Annotated in this window: 18 protein-coding genes and 1 pseudogene; 2 read left to right on the top strand and 17 right to left on the bottom strand. The window is 42.4% G+C overall.

What is annotated here, in order from left to right:
* Positions 1-229: 229 nt before the first annotated feature.
* The 13 genes and pseudogenes from ACFQZT_RS19955 to ACFQZT_RS20015 all read right to left on the bottom strand — a co-directional run bounded on the left by ACFQZT_RS19955 (position 230) and on the right by ACFQZT_RS20015 (position 11,992).
* Positions 230-511: a GrpB family protein gene (locus ACFQZT_RS19955; protein ID WP_379302601.1), complete on the bottom strand. Its 282-nt coding sequence runs from the start codon at positions 509-511 to the stop codon at positions 230-232.
* 166 nt (positions 512-677) lie between these two features.
* On the bottom strand, positions 678-1,196 hold the full coding sequence (locus ACFQZT_RS19960) for a DUF4275 family protein (RefSeq protein ID WP_379302602.1): 519 nt from the start codon (positions 1,194-1,196) through the stop codon (positions 678-680).
* Between the two features lie 125 nt (positions 1,197-1,321).
* Complete coding sequence (locus ACFQZT_RS19965) at positions 1,322-1,720, bottom strand: hypothetical protein (protein WP_379302603.1); 399 nt, start codon at positions 1,718-1,720, stop codon at positions 1,322-1,324.
* A gap of 358 nt (positions 1,721-2,078) precedes the next feature.
* On the bottom strand, positions 2,079-2,984 hold the full coding sequence (locus ACFQZT_RS19970; RefSeq protein WP_379302604.1) for a hypothetical protein: 906 nt from the start codon (positions 2,982-2,984) through the stop codon (positions 2,079-2,081).
* A gap of 580 nt (positions 2,985-3,564) precedes the next feature.
* Positions 3,565-4,089 carry a 5' nucleotidase, NT5C type gene (locus ACFQZT_RS19975; RefSeq protein WP_379302605.1) on the bottom strand — a complete coding sequence of 175 codons (525 nt, stop codon included), beginning with the start codon at positions 4,087-4,089 and terminating at the stop codon, positions 3,565-3,567.
* 214 nt (positions 4,090-4,303) lie between these two features.
* Entirely contained in the window at positions 4,304-5,680 is a 1,377-nt protein-coding gene (locus ACFQZT_RS19980) for a PASTA domain-containing protein (protein ID WP_379302606.1), read from the bottom strand.
* 494 nt (positions 5,681-6,174) lie between these two features.
* On the bottom strand, positions 6,175-7,287 hold the full coding sequence (locus tag ACFQZT_RS19985) for a hypothetical protein (protein ID WP_379302607.1): 1,113 nt from the start codon (positions 7,285-7,287) through the stop codon (positions 6,175-6,177).
* Between the two features lie 300 nt (positions 7,288-7,587).
* Complete coding sequence (locus tag ACFQZT_RS19990; RefSeq protein ID WP_379302608.1) at positions 7,588-7,743, bottom strand: hypothetical protein; 156 nt, start codon at positions 7,741-7,743, stop codon at positions 7,588-7,590.
* A gap of 508 nt (positions 7,744-8,251) precedes the next feature.
* A pseudogene (locus ACFQZT_RS19995) lies at positions 8,252-9,536 on the bottom strand (IS110 family RNA-guided transposase).
* A 249-nt stretch (positions 9,537-9,785) separates the two neighbouring features.
* On the bottom strand, positions 9,786-10,712 hold the full coding sequence (locus ACFQZT_RS20000; protein ID WP_379302609.1) for a phosphotransferase family protein: 927 nt from the start codon (positions 10,710-10,712) through the stop codon (positions 9,786-9,788).
* Positions 10,709-10,855, bottom strand: a complete 147-nt coding sequence (locus ACFQZT_RS20005) for a hypothetical protein (protein WP_379302610.1) — start codon at positions 10,853-10,855, stop codon at positions 10,709-10,711. The genes ACFQZT_RS20000 and ACFQZT_RS20005 overlap by 4 nt, the downstream gene beginning before the upstream one ends.
* A gap of 248 nt (positions 10,856-11,103) precedes the next feature.
* On the bottom strand, positions 11,104-11,472 hold the full coding sequence (locus ACFQZT_RS20010; RefSeq protein WP_379302611.1) for a DoxX family protein: 369 nt from the start codon (positions 11,470-11,472) through the stop codon (positions 11,104-11,106).
* A gap of 94 nt (positions 11,473-11,566) precedes the next feature.
* Positions 11,567-11,992, bottom strand: a complete 426-nt coding sequence (locus tag ACFQZT_RS20015; protein WP_379302612.1) for a VOC family protein — start codon at positions 11,990-11,992, stop codon at positions 11,567-11,569.
* 154 nt (positions 11,993-12,146) lie between these two features.
* Between ACFQZT_RS20015 and ACFQZT_RS20020 the strand changes: the two genes are divergently transcribed.
* Positions 12,147-13,025, top strand: coding sequence for a sigma-70 family RNA polymerase sigma factor (locus tag ACFQZT_RS20020; RefSeq protein WP_379302613.1), 879 nt, complete (start codon positions 12,147-12,149; stop codon positions 13,023-13,025).
* Positions 13,026-13,348: 323 nt separating this feature from the next.
* On the opposite strand, the gene ACFQZT_RS20025 is transcribed toward ACFQZT_RS20020, so the two are convergent.
* Both ACFQZT_RS20025 and ACFQZT_RS20030 read right to left on the bottom strand, forming a co-directional pair.
* Entirely contained in the window at positions 13,349-13,606 is a 258-nt protein-coding gene (locus tag ACFQZT_RS20025; RefSeq protein WP_379302614.1) for a hypothetical protein, read from the bottom strand.
* Positions 13,607-13,692: 86 nt separating this feature from the next.
* The gene (locus ACFQZT_RS20030) at positions 13,693-14,232 is read right to left on the bottom strand and encodes a histidine phosphatase family protein (protein ID WP_379302615.1); all 540 of its coding nucleotides are present in this window, start codon (positions 14,230-14,232) and stop codon (positions 13,693-13,695) included.
* Between the two features lie 334 nt (positions 14,233-14,566).
* Between ACFQZT_RS20030 and ACFQZT_RS20035 the strand changes: the two genes are divergently transcribed.
* Positions 14,567-15,118 carry a TniQ family protein gene (locus tag ACFQZT_RS20035; protein WP_379302616.1) on the top strand — a complete coding sequence of 184 codons (552 nt, stop codon included), beginning with the start codon at positions 14,567-14,569 and terminating at the stop codon, positions 15,116-15,118.
* Between the two features lie 596 nt (positions 15,119-15,714).
* Here ACFQZT_RS20035 and ACFQZT_RS20040 read toward each other — a convergent pair.
* A complete protein-coding gene (locus ACFQZT_RS20040; protein WP_379302619.1) occupies positions 15,715-16,281 on the bottom strand; it encodes a hypothetical protein in 567 nt (188 codons plus the stop codon).
* Positions 16,282-16,472: 191 nt separating this feature from the next.
* Complete coding sequence (locus ACFQZT_RS20045) at positions 16,473-16,919, bottom strand: acetyltransferase (protein ID WP_379302617.1); 447 nt, start codon at positions 16,917-16,919, stop codon at positions 16,473-16,475.
* Positions 16,920-17,188: the final 269 nt, after the last annotated feature.

Consider the following 17,188-nt stretch of genomic DNA (forward strand, 5'->3'; position numbering starts at 1 on the left):
GGTCTGCCACATTTGGAGTCTCAATTCCCCTTTCCAATCTTATCCAAATTAATTGTACTTCAGGAATCGGAAAATATGCAAATTTATTAATTATTAACAATTAGAAACGAAATATTATTCTTCTCTTCTGCCAGTTAACTGAACAGCCTGCCGGATTATGCCGGCAGGCTGTTTAATTAAAGTAACGTATCAATTAGCGCAATAACAAAGGCTGAACTATAACTACATATCAATTCCAACCCGCTCGTTGTAGTATCCCTCTCACAAACTCGCCTTTGGCATTCGTGTAAGCCAAATGGTCATTATGGTACCGTCGTGCAAGTTCTTGTGTAGGCACTACCACGTCGATATCAACAATCGGCTTCGCTGCCAAGCCTGGAACGGATGTACTGCCAACATGTTCTATTGTGACTACGAAATCACTTAAAACAGGAGTTACAAAGCATCGTAACTGCTGAAATAATTGAACCCAACTAGGGTCATATTCACTCACTATTAGACTGGCACCCATCAAGCCCCTCCTGACTGCTACTTTAACAGATAACGCAGCCGATCATGTGCTGGCTGCCTTCATATTATAATTGAACTATATACTCCATTACTTCAATAGACTGCCGAAAAATGAAGGAGCCTTTTGTCATTTAAGTTGTCTTTTTTTTTGAAAAGCTTAACAAACCCTATACATTCTTATAAAAGTATGGACCGCACATTGATTCATGAGTGTATACGTACGTCCATGTGAAATTCTTATCAAATAAATATATATCTAGTTCATAATCAAAATCTGATGCAACAATATCATTAGCATTATTATATTCAAATACAATATCAGGAAGATTTTGATACATGACATATAATTCACTTTTAGTCATAGCATTAAATGCATTTCTCGCTACTTCTTTTTCAAAACATTCCTGCTTATTAAAACTAAAAATATGCCACTTATACTGATTATAATGAATTTCACTTTTGGTCTCGTCGCTAATGTTCTTTGCAAATGATCTATCCCATAGATCCATAATTCCATGCTCTTTTTCCAATAAGGTTAAAATAACTACCCCTTTATCATGCATGTTTTTAGTAAAAAGATATTTTTGGTGGATAGCCTCAATGGACCAGTAAACTTTCACTAATTCTTCATCAGGTAAACTGTCTATCATTTGATTAATTTCTTGTCTATACATACCGAAATTCATTAAAATCCCTCTCTTCGCTAGCCTATTTCTGAACAATACATATACGAAAATAGGAATAAATGGTTGCGCTAAACTCCCGTTAACGAATTGAAGGTCTACCAAGTGGTAGACCTTCAGATATTTATCTATTGTACTCCGAGGGAGCGTAACAAAACATCTTCCTTGAGGAGGCTAAAAATTGTTATACTCTTTTCACCTTCATTATCACATTGATTAAGTGTATACACATAATGATCTTTTGTCTCATCCATGCTGATTCTCTTGCATCTGTAAATCTGTTTTTCATGCTCAGAACTCATTCCATCCCTGGTATTATCAATGGTCCAGGTGACTTCCCTGCCGTTTGAATGCACATCATGTATAGAGTAACCACCGTCGATAATCGGTGGAATGAGCATGAGATAGTCGCCTTTTCCATCTTTATGGCGCTGAACCATCTCATTTAAACGGTCTACATCCAACTTATTGAAATTGTGAAGGATTATACTTTTTCTGTCAGTTGTTAAATTTAAAACTAAGATCATTAACAACACCCCGATGATACCAACAAGTATTCCGATAGTTACCTTTGTTCGTATTATGCATACACCCCATTTCCTAACACATTAGACGTATGCAAACTCTATCTCGTTGTGTATTTCTTGCTAATATTTCCACAAAAGCATTATCATGACTCCGTACTCTAGTCATCCGTTAGTTCAATTAAGAATTTATGTGCATCTATCCTATTTACACTACATAGTAAAATGATCTTTGTATTCTAAAACCGCGTATGGCCTTTTGGACACAAAGAAGAAAAAAACCTTGATTTACCAAGTTTTTTTGTGTAAAAACAACATTCTTTTATTAATAAAAATATATAAAATAGGACACAAAAAAATTTCATTCCATAAGGTTTTGGAGACTTATAATATCTATTTTTAAGTTCTTCATTAATTTTTCAATACTTAATAGTTTTTTTGCAATAACGTTATCAAAATCAATACGCCCCAATTCATTGGTATACCATTCTTTTTTATCAATAAGTTCGTCATAATGTTTTTTTTCGATTATTAAATCCACTAAGTCAGTAGTATATTCGTTTATTCCCTTTTCCAATAATGAAATCTTAGTTTCGCTCCTTCTGAACTCAGTACCAATCAATCTTGCTAGCTCTAAGTATTCCTCACCTGTAAATATTCCATCATTGTTATCAAGTAACTCCCTATAGCTTTTAACATTAAAAAAATTAAACAGTGCTTGTTCAATATTACCTCTATGAGAATTTATTTCTTGTAACGTGTTCGATATCTTTAAGGTATTTACTAATTTAGCGATATGTTCAAACGGATTAAATTCAATTAAATTTTCTACTAAACTGAAAAGTACCTCAGAATTCTCAACGAGATACTTATTTCTATTTTCTATTAAATTTAAATAACCATACATGTAATAATTTGTAAAACTGTCAAAGCTACTTAAATAAATTACTTCCACAGACTTTCCTAAAGGAAAGACCCTAAATACTTTTCCATTATGATTAAATTCTTTATTTTGTATCAAATTTTCATTATTAATCCTATTAACTACTTCGTTCAATTCTAAGAAAGTCATTTCAACATTGCCAATATGTTCAGATAAATTTTCTTTATATTTGTTGATTAAGATATTGTCTGATATTTTATTTTTTTCTCCAAAGTCAATTATTTCATCACATATTGACAGTTTAAGCTTTGAGAATTGATGATTAATATCTTCCAAACTTGACTTATGTATTCTTTTCTTGATAGCTACATGGTATCGAAACACATCATCATACCCTTCCCTCATTTTTAAACATTGCTGGCCCTATGAAACTTATCTTTTATTTATTGCAGGTAGATACTCCTGTGGTTCCTAATCGAATCCATCCCTCTCGGATCGGCGACATGTCCTTAACAGAAATCTCAATCTTAAAATCCCCTGTTGGATGCCACTTATTAGGTAATGGCACATACCTAACGCTGACGATAGCTATAACCGCTATAAGCTTCTGCACTGGATGTAGTCGAGCCGCTCAATACGAGTTTCCCATCCTTAACTTCCGGCTTGTTAACAATAATTTTGTCAAGATTGACTGGAAACCCTCTAAAAGCATAGAAGTATAGAAATATCATTATCAACAACATAAGGACGCCAACTAGTATCAATATTAGGCGAGCTTTCGAAAATCGAGACCTTTCAATTATCAACGCCATGCCTGCCACCTTAAATGTTTTTACAGCCACTTTGTTAGACGAGTTATTTTTGGAAAAGTTTTCTTGATTACTTAAGAAAATCTCACCTTTAGTACAGAAACAACAACGGCTGCCCGAAGCAACCGCATTCCTCTATCGTTATCCGTGCAAAATTACCCCAGAAAATAGTCCCGTATATCTAACCAGTTGTTTACTCTAACGTATCCTGTTTCGTTTATATTGTGCGGTGCTGTAAACAAAATTCCTTGACCTTTAAATCGTTGAAAATGTCTTACATTATCATCAATAAGGTAATCCGCATGGATAATACTCTTATCTCCGCAAAAAACAAAATTCATCTCATCTAAAAAGGGGAAATGTTCCTTTAGCCATTCATATTTCGCAGTGAAAGAAGATGGATGCTCCATCGCTGCTGTGGTGATGAATACTTCAAACTGTTCACTTAATTCTTTAATTACTTCTTGGCTATCTTTCATGACATCTAAATCGCGGAAAAATGTAGAGTCATTTAAGTAAGCAATAATCTCTTTCTTTAACTGAGGACGCAACTCCCTAAGACGCGTTCCCATCAAGTCATTGACAGTGAGATTCTCATTGTAATCACGATTAAACACTCGTAAATGTTTCGGGTTAAAATCAGCTATAACTTCGTCCATATCAATTGCAATTCTTTGCATATCACCACTCCTCCCTATCTTTGAACACCATTATACATGTTTTTGTTACTAATTCTACTATACTCCCTCTATGGAGAATCACTTCTCGGAGGAAAGAGGCATGCTGAGTTGCCAGCATTCCTTTCTTTAGTATTGTTCTAGCAAAAGAACCATCCCACCAATTCTACTGATAAGATATCATCAAATGGTACCCAATCAGTTTCTTGTCGCCGATTTACTTCCCTTTGCTCACCCAGAACGTGATGCGGTCGCCATTTTTGGCGGCAGTTCCGGGAGTGAGGTCTTGCTTGAATACGACCCCTTTATCGGCGGCATTCGATTCCAGTAAAAACTGGTATCGAAGCCCGGAGGCAATTGCCATCTTCTCGGCATCCTCCCTTGTATGAGCGACCAAATCCGGGACAACGCCCGCCTTGGCTTGTACCGCGCCATCGTCTGCCGGCTGAACTTCGGCGTCTAGAGGTTTAGCCGTCGGTGCTTCCGTTCGAGCTGGCATCGCGGATGCCGACGCGGAAGGCTTCGACGGTTCGGTACGATACACCGATACCGCTGTGGATTCGGGCGTCGGAATTATCTGCGGTTTAGAACCATTCACATGGTCCGAGTGCGGACGAAGTGATAGCCAGAGCAGCAGAACGAGCACACAGAAGCCGACGGAAGCAAACAGATGCCATTTGCGCAGCTGGAACGATTTGCGGAACAGCTCGCTTAGTTCAGCCATTTTGCGGTCAGAAGCCGCACTGATGCGCGCCTGAGGCTTCCCGGGCTTACGCCCATCTGCCGTTCGGTCCTCGGCCTTTCTCTCCCCGGTTTTAGGTTCTACAAACGCATGTGACTCACGTATAGCTGCTTTCCGCTCCCGTCCTCTGGACGCCATTATATCGTAGGCTTCTGGTAAAGCCGATGTAAGAAGTGGCTCCTTCCTCTCGCCGCCGAAATCGAGCAGTACTTCCAGCTCCTGCTGAAAATCGGCAAGCGTGCATATCCCTTCATACGCCTTGCAGGCCAAAGCTATGGCACGTTCCCGAGTAACATCCGACAAATCCGCAAACAACCGGTTCAGCTCGAATGAGTAGGCACTAATAGAGGATGTAGGAATATCCGTTTTGGCACCCAACTGGTACAGAAGCAGAGCCAGCCCCGGTACACCGCGTCGTCCGTTCTTCCCTTCTGACCAAAAGTTCATGATCCGCAACCGGCCGTTATCTTCAATCCACAGATTTTCCGCGTCAACGGAACATTCCAACAGCCGTTTGCGGCGATTTTCTCGAATGCCCTTGGACAGTTCGTGCACATACGTGAGTGCCTTGTGTCCCGTTATTTCCAAATCTCTCAGCCGATCGGACATAGGACTTCCAGTTACCGCCTGAAGAACGGCGAACAATGTTCCGTCTTCCGAACCGGCGTCCAGAATGTGCATGAAATGCTCGTCGGACATCTGGGACGCTTTTCTCAGCCAACGCAAAGCTTCCTGATGCGCTGATTCGTCGGTCTCTTGAAATGTATATAGAAGAACATCACGTTTGCTGGTCAGATCCATCCCTCTTAACAACAGCCCGTTCGTCATCCGCTTAAGCGGTTGATCGAGCATATAGCGGTTTCCGATGTTATCTATGGACGTTCCCCCCTTATATGTATAGTCTATTCGCCTATCATTCATATTTTGAGTCACTAATGGTTGTAATTCCCATAAATACGATTAATAACATGTAAGACTTAATTTTCAGAGAACAAAAAAAAGAAGCTGAAATCAATACGATCACGGTGAATCACAGATTGTCGCTCCGTTTTGGGAAGCACTCATGGGAGATTAATCCTACTCTGGTTGCTGCACCAGCCTCATTTTATTTTCAGCCTTGAAAGAATCTTTGGTACATTAATTTCACAACCCATCTTAGGCTCATCCTTTTTTAAAATCATTCGGCTAGGTCTACTTTAATATTGTCTTTTTGAGGTTTTTCGCGGATTTAATTTTCATGGGAGTTCAGTCATCATTGTCTACTGTTGTTCAGATAATGCGGGTAGACGCAGAAAAAAGACCGTGGCACAGTTATTCACTGTATCCGCCGGTCTATACTGAAAGTTTTAGTCGTCTTTGCCTCCCTTGCCCTTGTGCTTGCCGTTGTCCTGATGCTCTTTCTCTTTGATCTTTAATTCGACTTTCTTGTGGTCGTCCTTCCTTTGCTTGTCGTGCTCTTGTTTGTCCTCGATGTCGTCGTGATTTTCATCGTCGTCGTTATTGTTATTTTGGCTGATTGTGATTTGCGCATTCACAGTTGCAGCGGCAGCGACTGAGGCAGTCGAAGGTGAGGCCGAGGTACTTGTAGGGGCTTCCGGCGTAATCGAAGGTGCCTCTGGAGTGCTTGCAGGTGCTGTAGGAGTACCCGAAGCTGCAGCCGGGGCGCTTGAGGTAGCTACCGCGGAAGCCGCAGGCTTCGCTTCAACCTCGATGTTGACGTTCAGCGTGGTGCCGTTCAGCTCAAACCAATTTGTGAACGCCGCGCTGATTTGCTGCTGTACATTCGGCGCCTTCAGATCGATGCCGGCGAGCAGCGTACGGATCCAATGCTCCGCGTCATCGCCTTTGAGGAATAGCCTGTCGCGGCCTTTCGGCTTCATTTTGATCATCGACATGCCGTTATTGTGATCGCCTTTATCTTGGATATCCATGGTAAAGCCGTTGCCATCGATCTTGATATGTAGCGTTTTCCAAGGTGCAGCGGCATCCGCCGATGCCGTTGGTGCAATGGTTTGCACCGGAGCTGAAGATGTAGTTGGGCTCGTGCCGGCGGCCGGTGTTACAGGTGTTGCGTCCGCAGCTGCTGCGGCCGGTGCTGACGCCGGTGCCTGGGCGCTGCCCGATTTATCCGTCACTGTAATCGAGATAGCTTTTATGTAAGCGACCTGCTTCTTTCCGTTCAGGATCAGCTCGACCTTAAACCCCGTTCCGAGATCGCTCATTTGCGCTTTGTGGTCATCCAGGAATACCCATACCGTCTTCGTTAGCGGCACTGTTTTTTCAGCGCCTTCGTCTGTCGAAACCGTTACTTGGCCATGGGCTGCGTCGATCGTTTTCACCGTTCCGGTCACAGTCTGCGACGCTTCGTCGGCATTCGAAACGCCCGAAATCGAGCGTACTCCGAACGTAACCAAGGTTGCGCACAAGAGGCCGATCCCCAACTTTGTCCATTTTTTCATTACTGTACCCTCCGTGTTGTTTGATCAGCTATTATCTTTGATACCATTCGCGGGGGAGGCGGTATTTAAGGGGGGAGGAAAAAACTAGCTAGAAATCTGCGGGGGAGATGCTCGATAAAATTCTGCCTGCCATGACGAAAAAAGGGCCTGCTCCACCCGCTGGAACAGCCCCCACCTATATCGCGATCGGTGAGTCACGTACACGATAAACGCGAAAAAGAGCCTTAATTCTCCCCTATCTCACGTTCCCCCTCAAAACTGTCAACGAGCTTGACTTAGGCAATAACATTATTCATCTATCTACTCCCAGGTCTGAGCTTTCATGGCTTCCTCTTCGGTGACTTCATCTTCCCGCATTTGAACAACTATTCCACGTGCGTTATAGCGGATGAAAAATTTTTCATCACGTTTAAATATCTCTACTCCATAATTAGAAAATAAGAGTTCGTCCGCCATAAATCATTCCCGCTCATTGAAGTAATTGCAATTCTTATCTTTATTATATAACAAGGATGGACTTTCCTTTTAAGACAACCCCTGTTATTGCGTTATACTCCCTCTATGAAGAATCGCTTTTCTCTTAAAAGCTCACGTTTTCTTAGGTTTTGACCCAAGTTTACTTCTTGGCAGATATCATTTCAGTGGAACGAAGTTGAAGAAGAAGAAATTTATGGGGCAATTGAAGCACAAAACAGTCTCCCCCCAAACCACCTTCTGTAAAAAGTGGATACTGTGGTAAAGTATGGTTGCACCTTTGGATCTCCACATGAGCTCATGGCGGTCAACCCTCCCACATCTCACAGAGTCTACGCTCCCACATTCCTTCATTCAACCTGTCCATGAGGTGGAGGTCAGATATGCTGCCCGACAGGATCTCTTCGTCCGTATGTTAACGCCGTTCCGACTCATCCGTGCTTCTTGTTATCTAGCCTTTTGCTGGGTCATGATCATTGGAAAAGTGCTGTTAAGCTGCCTGTGGCAATTCTGCACATTGAGGGATATCCTGCATCATCTTCTCTTCCCTAAACTCATGTCCCTTTTTCAATATGCCGAATAGGATGCGAATGAGTTTGTTACACAACGCAATGAGGGATTGCATCTTCTTTAATGGGTTTTTCGGCCGCTTGGTGTAATACTCGTGTAACGCTCGGAAGGCTGTATTTTTAGCAACCAGCGGCATCATCACTCGAAAGAGTAAGGCACGAAGTCGTTTCCGGCCTCTCTTGGTTATCCTGGTCTGTCCGGTATGTGTGCCTGATGAAATTGTTTTTAAATTCAATCCAGCGAGCTTCATGATCTGCTTGGGATGCCGGTACTGACTAATGTTTCCTACCTCAGCAAGAAAGCCTGCGATGGTGTCCCTGCCAATCCCTTTCATGGCCAACACTTGCTGTACATGTGGGATTTGCATGAGCAACTCATCTAATTTTGCTTCCAATTCTTCGAGTTTGTTATGAAGCCATTCGTACTGAGTCAGCAATATCTTCAGCTCCATTTTAGCTAGTTCAGAGCCTTGTTGAATACCGACAGAACAGCTGGCTGCTGCCTTTAGATTCTTGATTCGACCTATACCAAGCCCTCGCTTCGCAGCTTCTCTCAGATGCTGCAACAACGTCTCGTCGGGTACAGAAACCAGCTCATGCGGCAATAAATAGAGGCTGAGCATTTGAATGGCGGTCTTGCATTCCCAATCCTTAAAGACCGTTAGAAACTCTGGAAAATACCGATCTAACCAGTATGGACCATGCTTGCACGACACACAGGTCAGTCGTCAGATGATCGCGAATTTTCATCGCTTCCCGTAGTTCGGCATAGATGCCTTGAGGGAGCGTTGGTATGGCGTATCTTCCGTCTTTGACCAGCTGTGCAATGACTTTCGCGTCCTTGATGTCATTCTTCGTCGGCGAATTGTCGTCGAGCTCTTTGCTTTTCTTTACGTGCAGTGGATTCACCACACCGTATTTTACTTGCTTTTTATTTAGGAAATGAGCGAGGTTCAGCCAGTAGTGACCGGTCGGCTCCATGCCAACGATGGCGTCCTGGAATCCTTGCTCTGCCATAATCTTTTGGAACCAACTAACGAATAACTCAAAACCGTCTCGATTATTTTCAAAGGTCATGGGCTTCCCGAGCTCGACTCCGCGGTAGTCTTGTGCTCGAGCCACGTGTTTGAATTTAGCGATGTCTACACCGACAATTAAGGTAGAAGAAGTAATTTGATTAATACGTTCATTTTGAGTAGAATTCATTTTGTATTCTCCTTGGTTTGTTTTTGGATCCGGTCGCTGGCCAGCTTTGGGAGACCCACAAACATCATACCAAGGAGTCTTTTTGTTTCTCAAACCTCATATTTCCTCATAATAGGAATGCTGCCCGTTTGTTGAACGAGGTTCAGAATAATTAAAACAGGCGATGGATCCGTTCCATCGCCGCGCTATCGTCGTTTACCTTGCTTATACCGCAAGTGTCCCGGTTGGCTGCCGCTTGCGCCCTGTCGCTCAAGCATCCAGGTTCAGAAGAAAATGCCGCGTGTATTGATAGGCGTCTATCCATCCCATCTTCGCATAGAATCGAAGTCCGTCGAGTCCCTTGAAATAATAGGCGCCGATTAGCCGTTCCTTGAAATTCGGAATCGTGATGCCGACATTCGCTTGAAAGTCTTGATATGCCTGAATGACGCCGTTCCACGGCATATGCCGATCGAGAATCGCAAGGTCCACGAGGGAATCGCCGTATAGGCAATTGCCGTCAATGATGCCGGTAATCCGCGTGCCGTCCGACAAAATATTCCACTGGTGAAAATCCCCGTGAATAAAGCCCCTATGCGGTCCGTTATACGGTACGTAGGCCATCAAACGGTTATAGATTTCTTCGAATACATCTCTCTCCAAGCAAGTCGTTCGATAGAGGTCGTGCCAGTTCTCCCAGAACGTCCCCGTCTGATCCTCCGCATTGCAGGCAACGACGAATTCCTTCCAAGACGCGTAATTTCCGTTGCCCTCAGGCCCGATCCACCCGTACCCGTTCGTTGCCCCGACGTCCACAGCAGCCAGCTTCGTCAAGATGCCGACTAGTTCCGGCAATTGACGGGCCTGTTCCTCTGCCGTGTAATCGGCTAGATTGCGTCCGTCCATCCGTTCCATGATGATGTAGGTCAACCGTCCGGTTTTCCCCAGCGCCAAACATTTCGGAAAAGTCATGCCTTGACGCGACAGCAAGTCAGAGACATAGCGTTCTGTCTTGTACGCGCCTTCCAGATCGCTGAATTTCACGACATAACTTTTTCCTTCATGGACGAAGGAAAACACGCTGCTCAAGTTGCCGCCGGCCAGTGGCGTAATCTCGGCCGCACCGCGTACGAAATGATTCCGCAACACTTTCTCGATTTCACTCATGACCAAGCTCGGTTTCTCATAAGCAGTCATGGTTCCGTCCCCCCGTTCATTAACGTATTCTCGGTCAGTAGTTCGTGAATCTTGGTTGCCCTCAGCATTTGAGATATGATCTCCATCGTCCGTTTCACATCACAGACGCGCATCTCTGCGTCGCCTAAGCGACCGTAAGTCATCGGCGCCCCTCGGATAATATAATATTGTAATTATAGCATCTCACAGGTGATAATCAGGGTAACAAATAATTAAAACCATTCTGCCCAATCGCTTAACGAGGCTGCCATATCATGCTGGCAGCCTCGTCGTAGTTGTTCTTTATTACACACTCGTTTTTCGTTACTTCAACAAATTATTTGGCCGGCGGCGTGCTTTGGCCCATCCGCCGACAAAACCAGTCGTCGGAAACAATAGAGATAATGCATTCTTAAGATAAAGGAAGCATCAGACCATCTGCATTAATGATGGTTAGAATGATGATTAACGCAGTAAAAACGATGGCCGGTGCCGTTTTGCTGATTGGATCTTTGACCCTGAAATGCGCGAGACACGCCAATAACATAGTGACTCCAAGCCAAATGCCAGCCCATGCGACCGCCCCTACATACCAGTAGCCAATGATGAGTAATGCTGCTCCGAATAACTGGACGATACCTGTGACGACACGAAACCATTGCGATAGTCCAAGATTCTTGAAAATATCAGCCCAGTATTTGGCCCCTGCGATCTTGGCGCCTCCTGAAAAGGCATAGTATAAGACTAGCAAACTTTGAAGAACGACGGAAAATACAGTCATTTGGATTTCCTCCCTTTATTATAAGTACCTTAAATTTCGTATTACCATTCTGCCAACATCTTTTCGAACTGCCCACCCATTCTCACCTAATTGATTACTGACGACCTTTTGTAAGGATTCGGAACGTGATGCCGAATTTATCCGTAACATTGCCGTAAGCGGGGCTGAAGAAACTTGCTTGAAGCGGATCGTTCACTTGACCATCTTGCTTCAATGCTTCAAAATATTTGGTAGCACTATCTTTATCGTTGGTTTGAACAACGATGGTGATTTGTGTTCCCTTCTCGTAGGTGCTCCCGGTGATATGATCGGTAATCTGTAGTTCCGAATCGCCGATTTTCAAGATGGCGTAATTAACCCAGTCCTTCTTATCCGGAGGCAGTGAAGCTTTGGGATCTTCCGGCATATCACCGAATCGCAGCATATAGGCGACCTTGGCATCCAGTGCCTTCACGTAAAAATCTATTGCTTCCTGGGCACTTCCATTCATTTCAAGAAAAGGGATCAAACCAGTACTCACAATAATCAACTCCTTAGTTTAAATGTTCTTTCCGGGACACCCTCGGTATTCTTCGTATGATCCGGTTTCCCTTGTCACTTACTATGTCGTAAGTCGGCGAGGAAACGTGACGGATACGGTGAAAATTTTTTTAGGATAAGTAAAATGCAGATGTATGAACGATCATGATTGGCTTGTGGAACAATTCGAGGCGCATCGAATTCACCTGCAAACGGTGGCTTACCGGATGCTCGGATCTTTAAACGAAGCGGATGATGCTGTACAGGAGTCGTGGATTCGTCTTAGCCGCACCGATACTAGAGTGGTCGAGAATATGGGGGGATGGCTGACAACGATAGTCTCAAGGGTGTGTCTGGATATGCTGCGAACTCGTAAATCACGACGTGAGGAGCTTACGCTGGTGAATGTACCTGAACCGGTTAATAGCCTTCAGGACGAGAGCAATCCTGAGCACGAAACATTGTTGGCCGACTCTGTTGGTCTTGCGATGCTGATGGTCCTTGGAAATTTGAACCCCGCCGAACGCATCTCATTCGTATTGCACGATATTTTCGCCTTATCTTTCTCGGAGATCGCCCCGATTATAGGGCGTAACGAGGTTGCCGCCAGACAACTTGCGAGCCGTGCACGCCGCCGAGTTCAGGGAGCGAAAGCGACTGCGGATTCGGAGGAGTTCAAGCGAAAACGGGAGCTTGTAGATGCTTTCCTAGCTGCGTCGCGTTCTGGAGATTTTGAGAAGCTTCTTGCAGTATTAGACCCCAATGTTGTACTCCGACAAGACCCTGCATTTCCTCCGGTCGCAGCATGGCCAGTTGTTCACGGTGCGGAAGCTGTGGCCAAGGGCTTCGCTGGTCGCGCCCAGGGTGCACGGCCGGTGCTCTTGAACGGATCTGTAGGTGTGGTCGTTGCTCCTCGCGGTCAAATGCTTTTCGTACTCGAACTCAAAATTGTAGATAGCAAGATTACCGAGATCGACATGATTGCCGATCAAGCGCGGGTTCGCCAGCTCGACTTAGCAGAAATGAAGGATTGATGGGTCAGCTTCAATGAGCAGCTACAATAACATTAAATTTGAATACAAAGTACAAAAACGCATTGTCTTCGACAGTGCGTTTTTGTACTTGCAAGATCATGTCTTTACTACTTTTACCATTTGAAACAAACAAAGGAGTATCGCCTATAGTAGCTCATAACCAGGAATAGCCCTCAAACAATCTGTTCTCAAATACATCCTCCCCCTGCAAACCTGCCCGTTACTTTAATAAAAAAAAAGGAGCTTCCGCGAAAAGCAAGCCCCTCAACTATTTTCTGTTTGCGTAATTTACCTTAAAAAAATGCCCCTAACGAAGCTTTTTGCTACGACTCCTTACTGTTTCTCGATACTTCCCATCCGAAAGGCAGATCTGCTAAATCCATTATTGATGGATCCAGTGTTACAATTTGAAGTAACGATGCAATACGGGCATCTTCATTGGAGGTTAAATCCCCCTCGTGAGACTGCCATGCACCATCTTCTTCATCATGGGTAACAAATAAAATTGGTTTCTGCTTTTCAATTATCTGTTTTGTTGTAAATACAGCTACATTTGCGGGATCCTCAAATGGCCATTTCATTAAACTCCCACCTTTAGATTATTATTGATCTTCTCCAGAAAGATCGCTAACTCAGTGAATTTATTTAAGATCTCAATAATTTTTTTTCATCGGTCCCAAACTCTTTCAATTTGTGGTGTTTTATGAAATTCTGAGAAACAGTACACATCCGGGTTTGACAGACTCTTCCATTGTTCATATCCAAATTGATGATCATAATATCTCAGAAGTAATGACATAAGATTGCCGTGAGTAACTACAGCGATTTTTTTAAAATCAGTAGTAAGTAACTCATCTATGACAGAAACGATTCTGTTCGCGGCTTCGCGACTAGATTCACCGCCCGGAAGACATCTATCCAAATCATTAAAACTAATACGCAAATGATCCATCCAATCGGGAAGGTTCTCACTACTTAAAACTCTTTCAGCCAGCCGGTCATCGATCTTTATTTCTAAATTTAGTCGTTGGGCCAATGGTTGGATTGATCGGATAGTCCGCACGAAGGGGCTACTTATTATTGTTTCAATTTCTCTAACAACAAGAAAGTCAGCAAGTGTTTCTGCTTGTTTGAGTCCCTCTTCGGTTAATTCTGCTTCTGGAGACTGACTCATAGCTTTACAGTGGCGGACAATGTACAGTTTCATGATTAGTTGCATCTCCTTAACTGAACGGTAAGCACCATTACAAATATTTCCACGGTGTTTGAAAGATTCCTGCCAGTTAGTTGAGCGATGTCACCGAAATGACAACTAGCGATGGATTGATTCCAACGCCGCAATATCGTTCACCGTTAACATTCCTGTAGGTGTTAGCATGTGGCTCGCAAGACTACCGCGGTGTTGAGTTCGGGAAGTCCATTACGTTGCCTCAAGATCCAAAGTATATTTTTACTTGATTTTGGAAATTAATAGTTTTATAGATTCACAAAACAAAAAATAGAAAGAGATCTAATTTATTTAGAATGGAGGTAGATGTCAGTTGCTTAATTTTTTCCCGAATGCCTATCCAGATGAGGATTTTGGAAGTATTATCTACCGGTATTTCAAGTTATCAAGTAACCCATATATGATGGAAATCATGAGTAAGTTATTCAATGTTAAAACGGTGAGGAATAGATTTATTCTTCCTAAGAACTTATTGACTTTATTAAATAATATACCAGGTAAACACTCTTATTCTTTAGATAGATTAGTCAATGAACATTCTTATTTACCTTTAATGAAACCATTTTATACAGATAATGAATATCACAACATTATTGAAGATATTGGTATGACAAAAGGAAAGATTGTAATTGGTAGCGATCACCTCAAGCATATGATTTCAAATCAAGTTCGATATTGTCCCCAATGTCTTTTAGAAGATTATGAGAAGTTCGGTGAATCTTACGTTCATAGAACTCACCAATATAAATTTGTTCTAGTTTGCCCTACTCACCATACATATCTAATATCATCGTGTCCAAAGTGCCAACAACCATTTTTATATCTTAATCGAAGACTGTTAGGAACACCTTATTGTATGGGCTAATTTCATCATGTTTACTGTTGTAAAATCGACTAACGAACTTTATTTTCCACTAACGATCTTTATTTTCCCAGATCACCACTGTGGTTATCCGGCCATATGGACGATTCAACCACGGCGAATGTTTTTGCCTGCACCTTTGGGATAGTTATTCCAATTGCTATGCCTTGGTCCTACGTCTTTTCAAAGTACATACGGAAACCAGGAGTTCGGTGGTTAAATACGAAAGTGCCGGGGACAGTTATGGTTAATCAGGAGAAGGCCAATTAGGATGTTCACCAACATTTATTGAGCCATCAAAAGTTTTTGTTTATCTTTTGATCAAGCTCCCACATCTAAGCTGCAGGCATATTCCGGAACACAGTAATAGTAGCGGGGCGTGCAACCCCATTATACGCAAAAAAGACCGGACCACTATTGAGCGATCTGGCCTTAGATACCAAACTTGCTTCGTGAAAATAATACTTTCCTTAAAAATAAGGTGCTTATCTGGCTTGTTAACTTTTAATTGTTCCTCAATTCTGCAGGTTGCCGGCATGCCGGCAACCTGTTCGTCATGGAGCTTTCGTTCTCCGTTTATCGTTCTCAGTTAGTTTAAATTAATTCCCTACAAAGGTTAAAACTTTCTTATGGTTCCATTTCTGTGCTTCAATATAAGGTAGTACCTCTTCTGAAAAAGTCCACCTCTCCCCAAACAGCTCCTTGATATTATTTATTAACCTTGTTTTGACTTCAGAGTGTTTAAAAACATGACCATGATATTCAGCTTGATAATGAGGGGTAGATTTATATTTCCAAGTCGTGTAAGATACCATACTATCTGGATATGTAAAAGTAATATCATGCTCATCAAAAATTGAGATAGGTATACTAATTCTATCAATTTCAGTGCCATAATCTGCTGAATGTTTTTCGATCCAATAAGAAGTTCCTAACACTGCGTAGAAGGGATATGCAGCCTCTGGTTGACCACCCTTTTCAATAAACGTATCTCTCAACCATTTCTCCGTTTCTCTTCTATCTTCCATGTACTTAACTGGCGATTTAAATCTGGAAAGCATAGGGGAGTCATCGCAGAGATTCGCCATTATTTTTAAAGCTTCGGGTTCAGACAATGCAGACAGGCTCTGAAACGGCAATTTTCCTCGTAAAAAGTAGTGTGTCACATGCTCCAAGATAATTGCTCACCTCCACGATCTTTTTTCTAAGTCCTTCAAATATTTACGAATATAATCCATATATTACCTATTTTATCGTATTGGTATTGACTATTGTTAAAGAAATCTGCCCGTTAGTGCAACAAGGCTGCCAATCGAGCTGGCAGCCTTGTCATGTTTAAACTATAGTCTCCGTTATCTTAACTATTTACCTCCAGATGAAGTAGAGGAAATGGTCGACCTGAGCCGTCTAGTTCTGATCGTCCAGCCTGAACAAATCCAAGCCGTTTGTAAAATGCGTACGCTCCATCATTTTGCTCATTAACATCAACTTGAAGATTACTTCCTTTTATTTTTATAGCGTGATTGATTAATCTGCTACCTATACCCTTTCCGTGGTATTGGGGGTCTACGAACAGCATCTCTATCTTGGTTCCGTTAAGCCCGATAAACCCTGTCGGTTCTGCTTTTTCATTAAATTCCACCCAAATCTCTACTTCTTTTAGTGCCCCATTTTTTACCATGTCATGATAAAATTGAATATCCTTTTCCGTCAGAAATGTATGGGTATGAACTACAGCCATATACCAAATATCCACTAATCTATCATGATCTTTTTCTTGATAAGCTACAATTCCGTATGACATTATTCATCCTCCGATTAGTTCAGATTGTTAGTGAAGTTGGGGTGATGTCAATTATACCGGTATTTTACCATAATAATGAAGATAAATGATGGTAATAACCAAACTATACTGCCAGTTAGTTCAGTCAACAGCAAAAAGAGACCCACAACAACGGACGGCGAGTCTAAGATTTATATTTTAAAGGGGTTAGTATTTATTATAGGCTAGATTCATTAATGCTGTATGAAAATAACAAACGTTTCCGTTAACGTAATAACTTAAGACTTACT

The organism is Paenibacillus sp. GCM10027628 (assembly GCF_042676385.1).
Taxonomy (GTDB): Bacteria; Bacillota; Bacilli; order Paenibacillales; family NBRC-103111; genus Paenibacillus_E.

Coding starts and splice junctions, on each gene's coding strand:
- ACFQZT_RS19960 (WP_379302602.1), bottom strand. CDS start 1,196: ATGAATTTCGGTATGTATAGACAAGAAATTAATCAAATGATAGACAGT.
- ACFQZT_RS19985 (WP_379302607.1), bottom strand. CDS start 7,287: ATGAAAAAATGGACAAAGTTGGGGATCGGCCTCTTGTGCGCAACCTTG.
- ACFQZT_RS20045 (WP_379302617.1), bottom strand. CDS start 16,919: ATGTCATACGGAATTGTAGCTTATCAAGAAAAAGATCATGATAGATTA.
- ACFQZT_RS19980 (WP_379302606.1), bottom strand. CDS start 5,680: ATGCTCGATCAACCGCTTAAGCGGATGACGAACGGGCTGTTGTTAAGA.
- ACFQZT_RS20025 (WP_379302614.1), bottom strand. CDS start 13,606: ATGAAATGGCCATTTGAGGATCCCGCAAATGTAGCTGTATTTACAACA.
- ACFQZT_RS19990 (WP_379302608.1), bottom strand. CDS start 7,743: ATGGCGGACGAACTCTTATTTTCTAATTATGGAGTAGAGATATTTAAA.
- ACFQZT_RS20030 (WP_379302615.1), bottom strand. CDS start 14,232: ATGAAACTGTACATTGTCCGCCACTGTAAAGCTATGAGTCAGTCTCCA.
- ACFQZT_RS19975 (WP_379302605.1), bottom strand. CDS start 4,089: ATGCAAAGAATTGCAATTGATATGGACGAAGTTATAGCTGATTTTAAC.
- ACFQZT_RS20020 (WP_379302613.1), top strand. CDS start 12,147: ATGAACGATCATGATTGGCTTGTGGAACAATTCGAGGCGCATCGAATT.
- ACFQZT_RS19965 (WP_379302603.1), bottom strand. CDS start 1,720: ATGATCTTAGTTTTAAATTTAACAACTGACAGAAAAAGTATAATCCTT.
- ACFQZT_RS20005 (WP_379302610.1), bottom strand. CDS start 10,855: ATGACTTACGGTCGCTTAGGCGACGCAGAGATGCGCGTCTGTGATGTG.
- ACFQZT_RS20010 (WP_379302611.1), bottom strand. CDS start 11,472: ATGACTGTATTTTCCGTCGTTCTTCAAAGTTTGCTAGTCTTATACTAT.
- ACFQZT_RS19955 (WP_379302601.1), bottom strand. CDS start 511: ATGGGTGCCAGTCTAATAGTGAGTGAATATGACCCTAGTTGGGTTCAA.
- ACFQZT_RS20000 (WP_379302609.1), bottom strand. CDS start 10,712: ATGACTGCTTATGAGAAACCGAGCTTGGTCATGAGTGAAATCGAGAAA.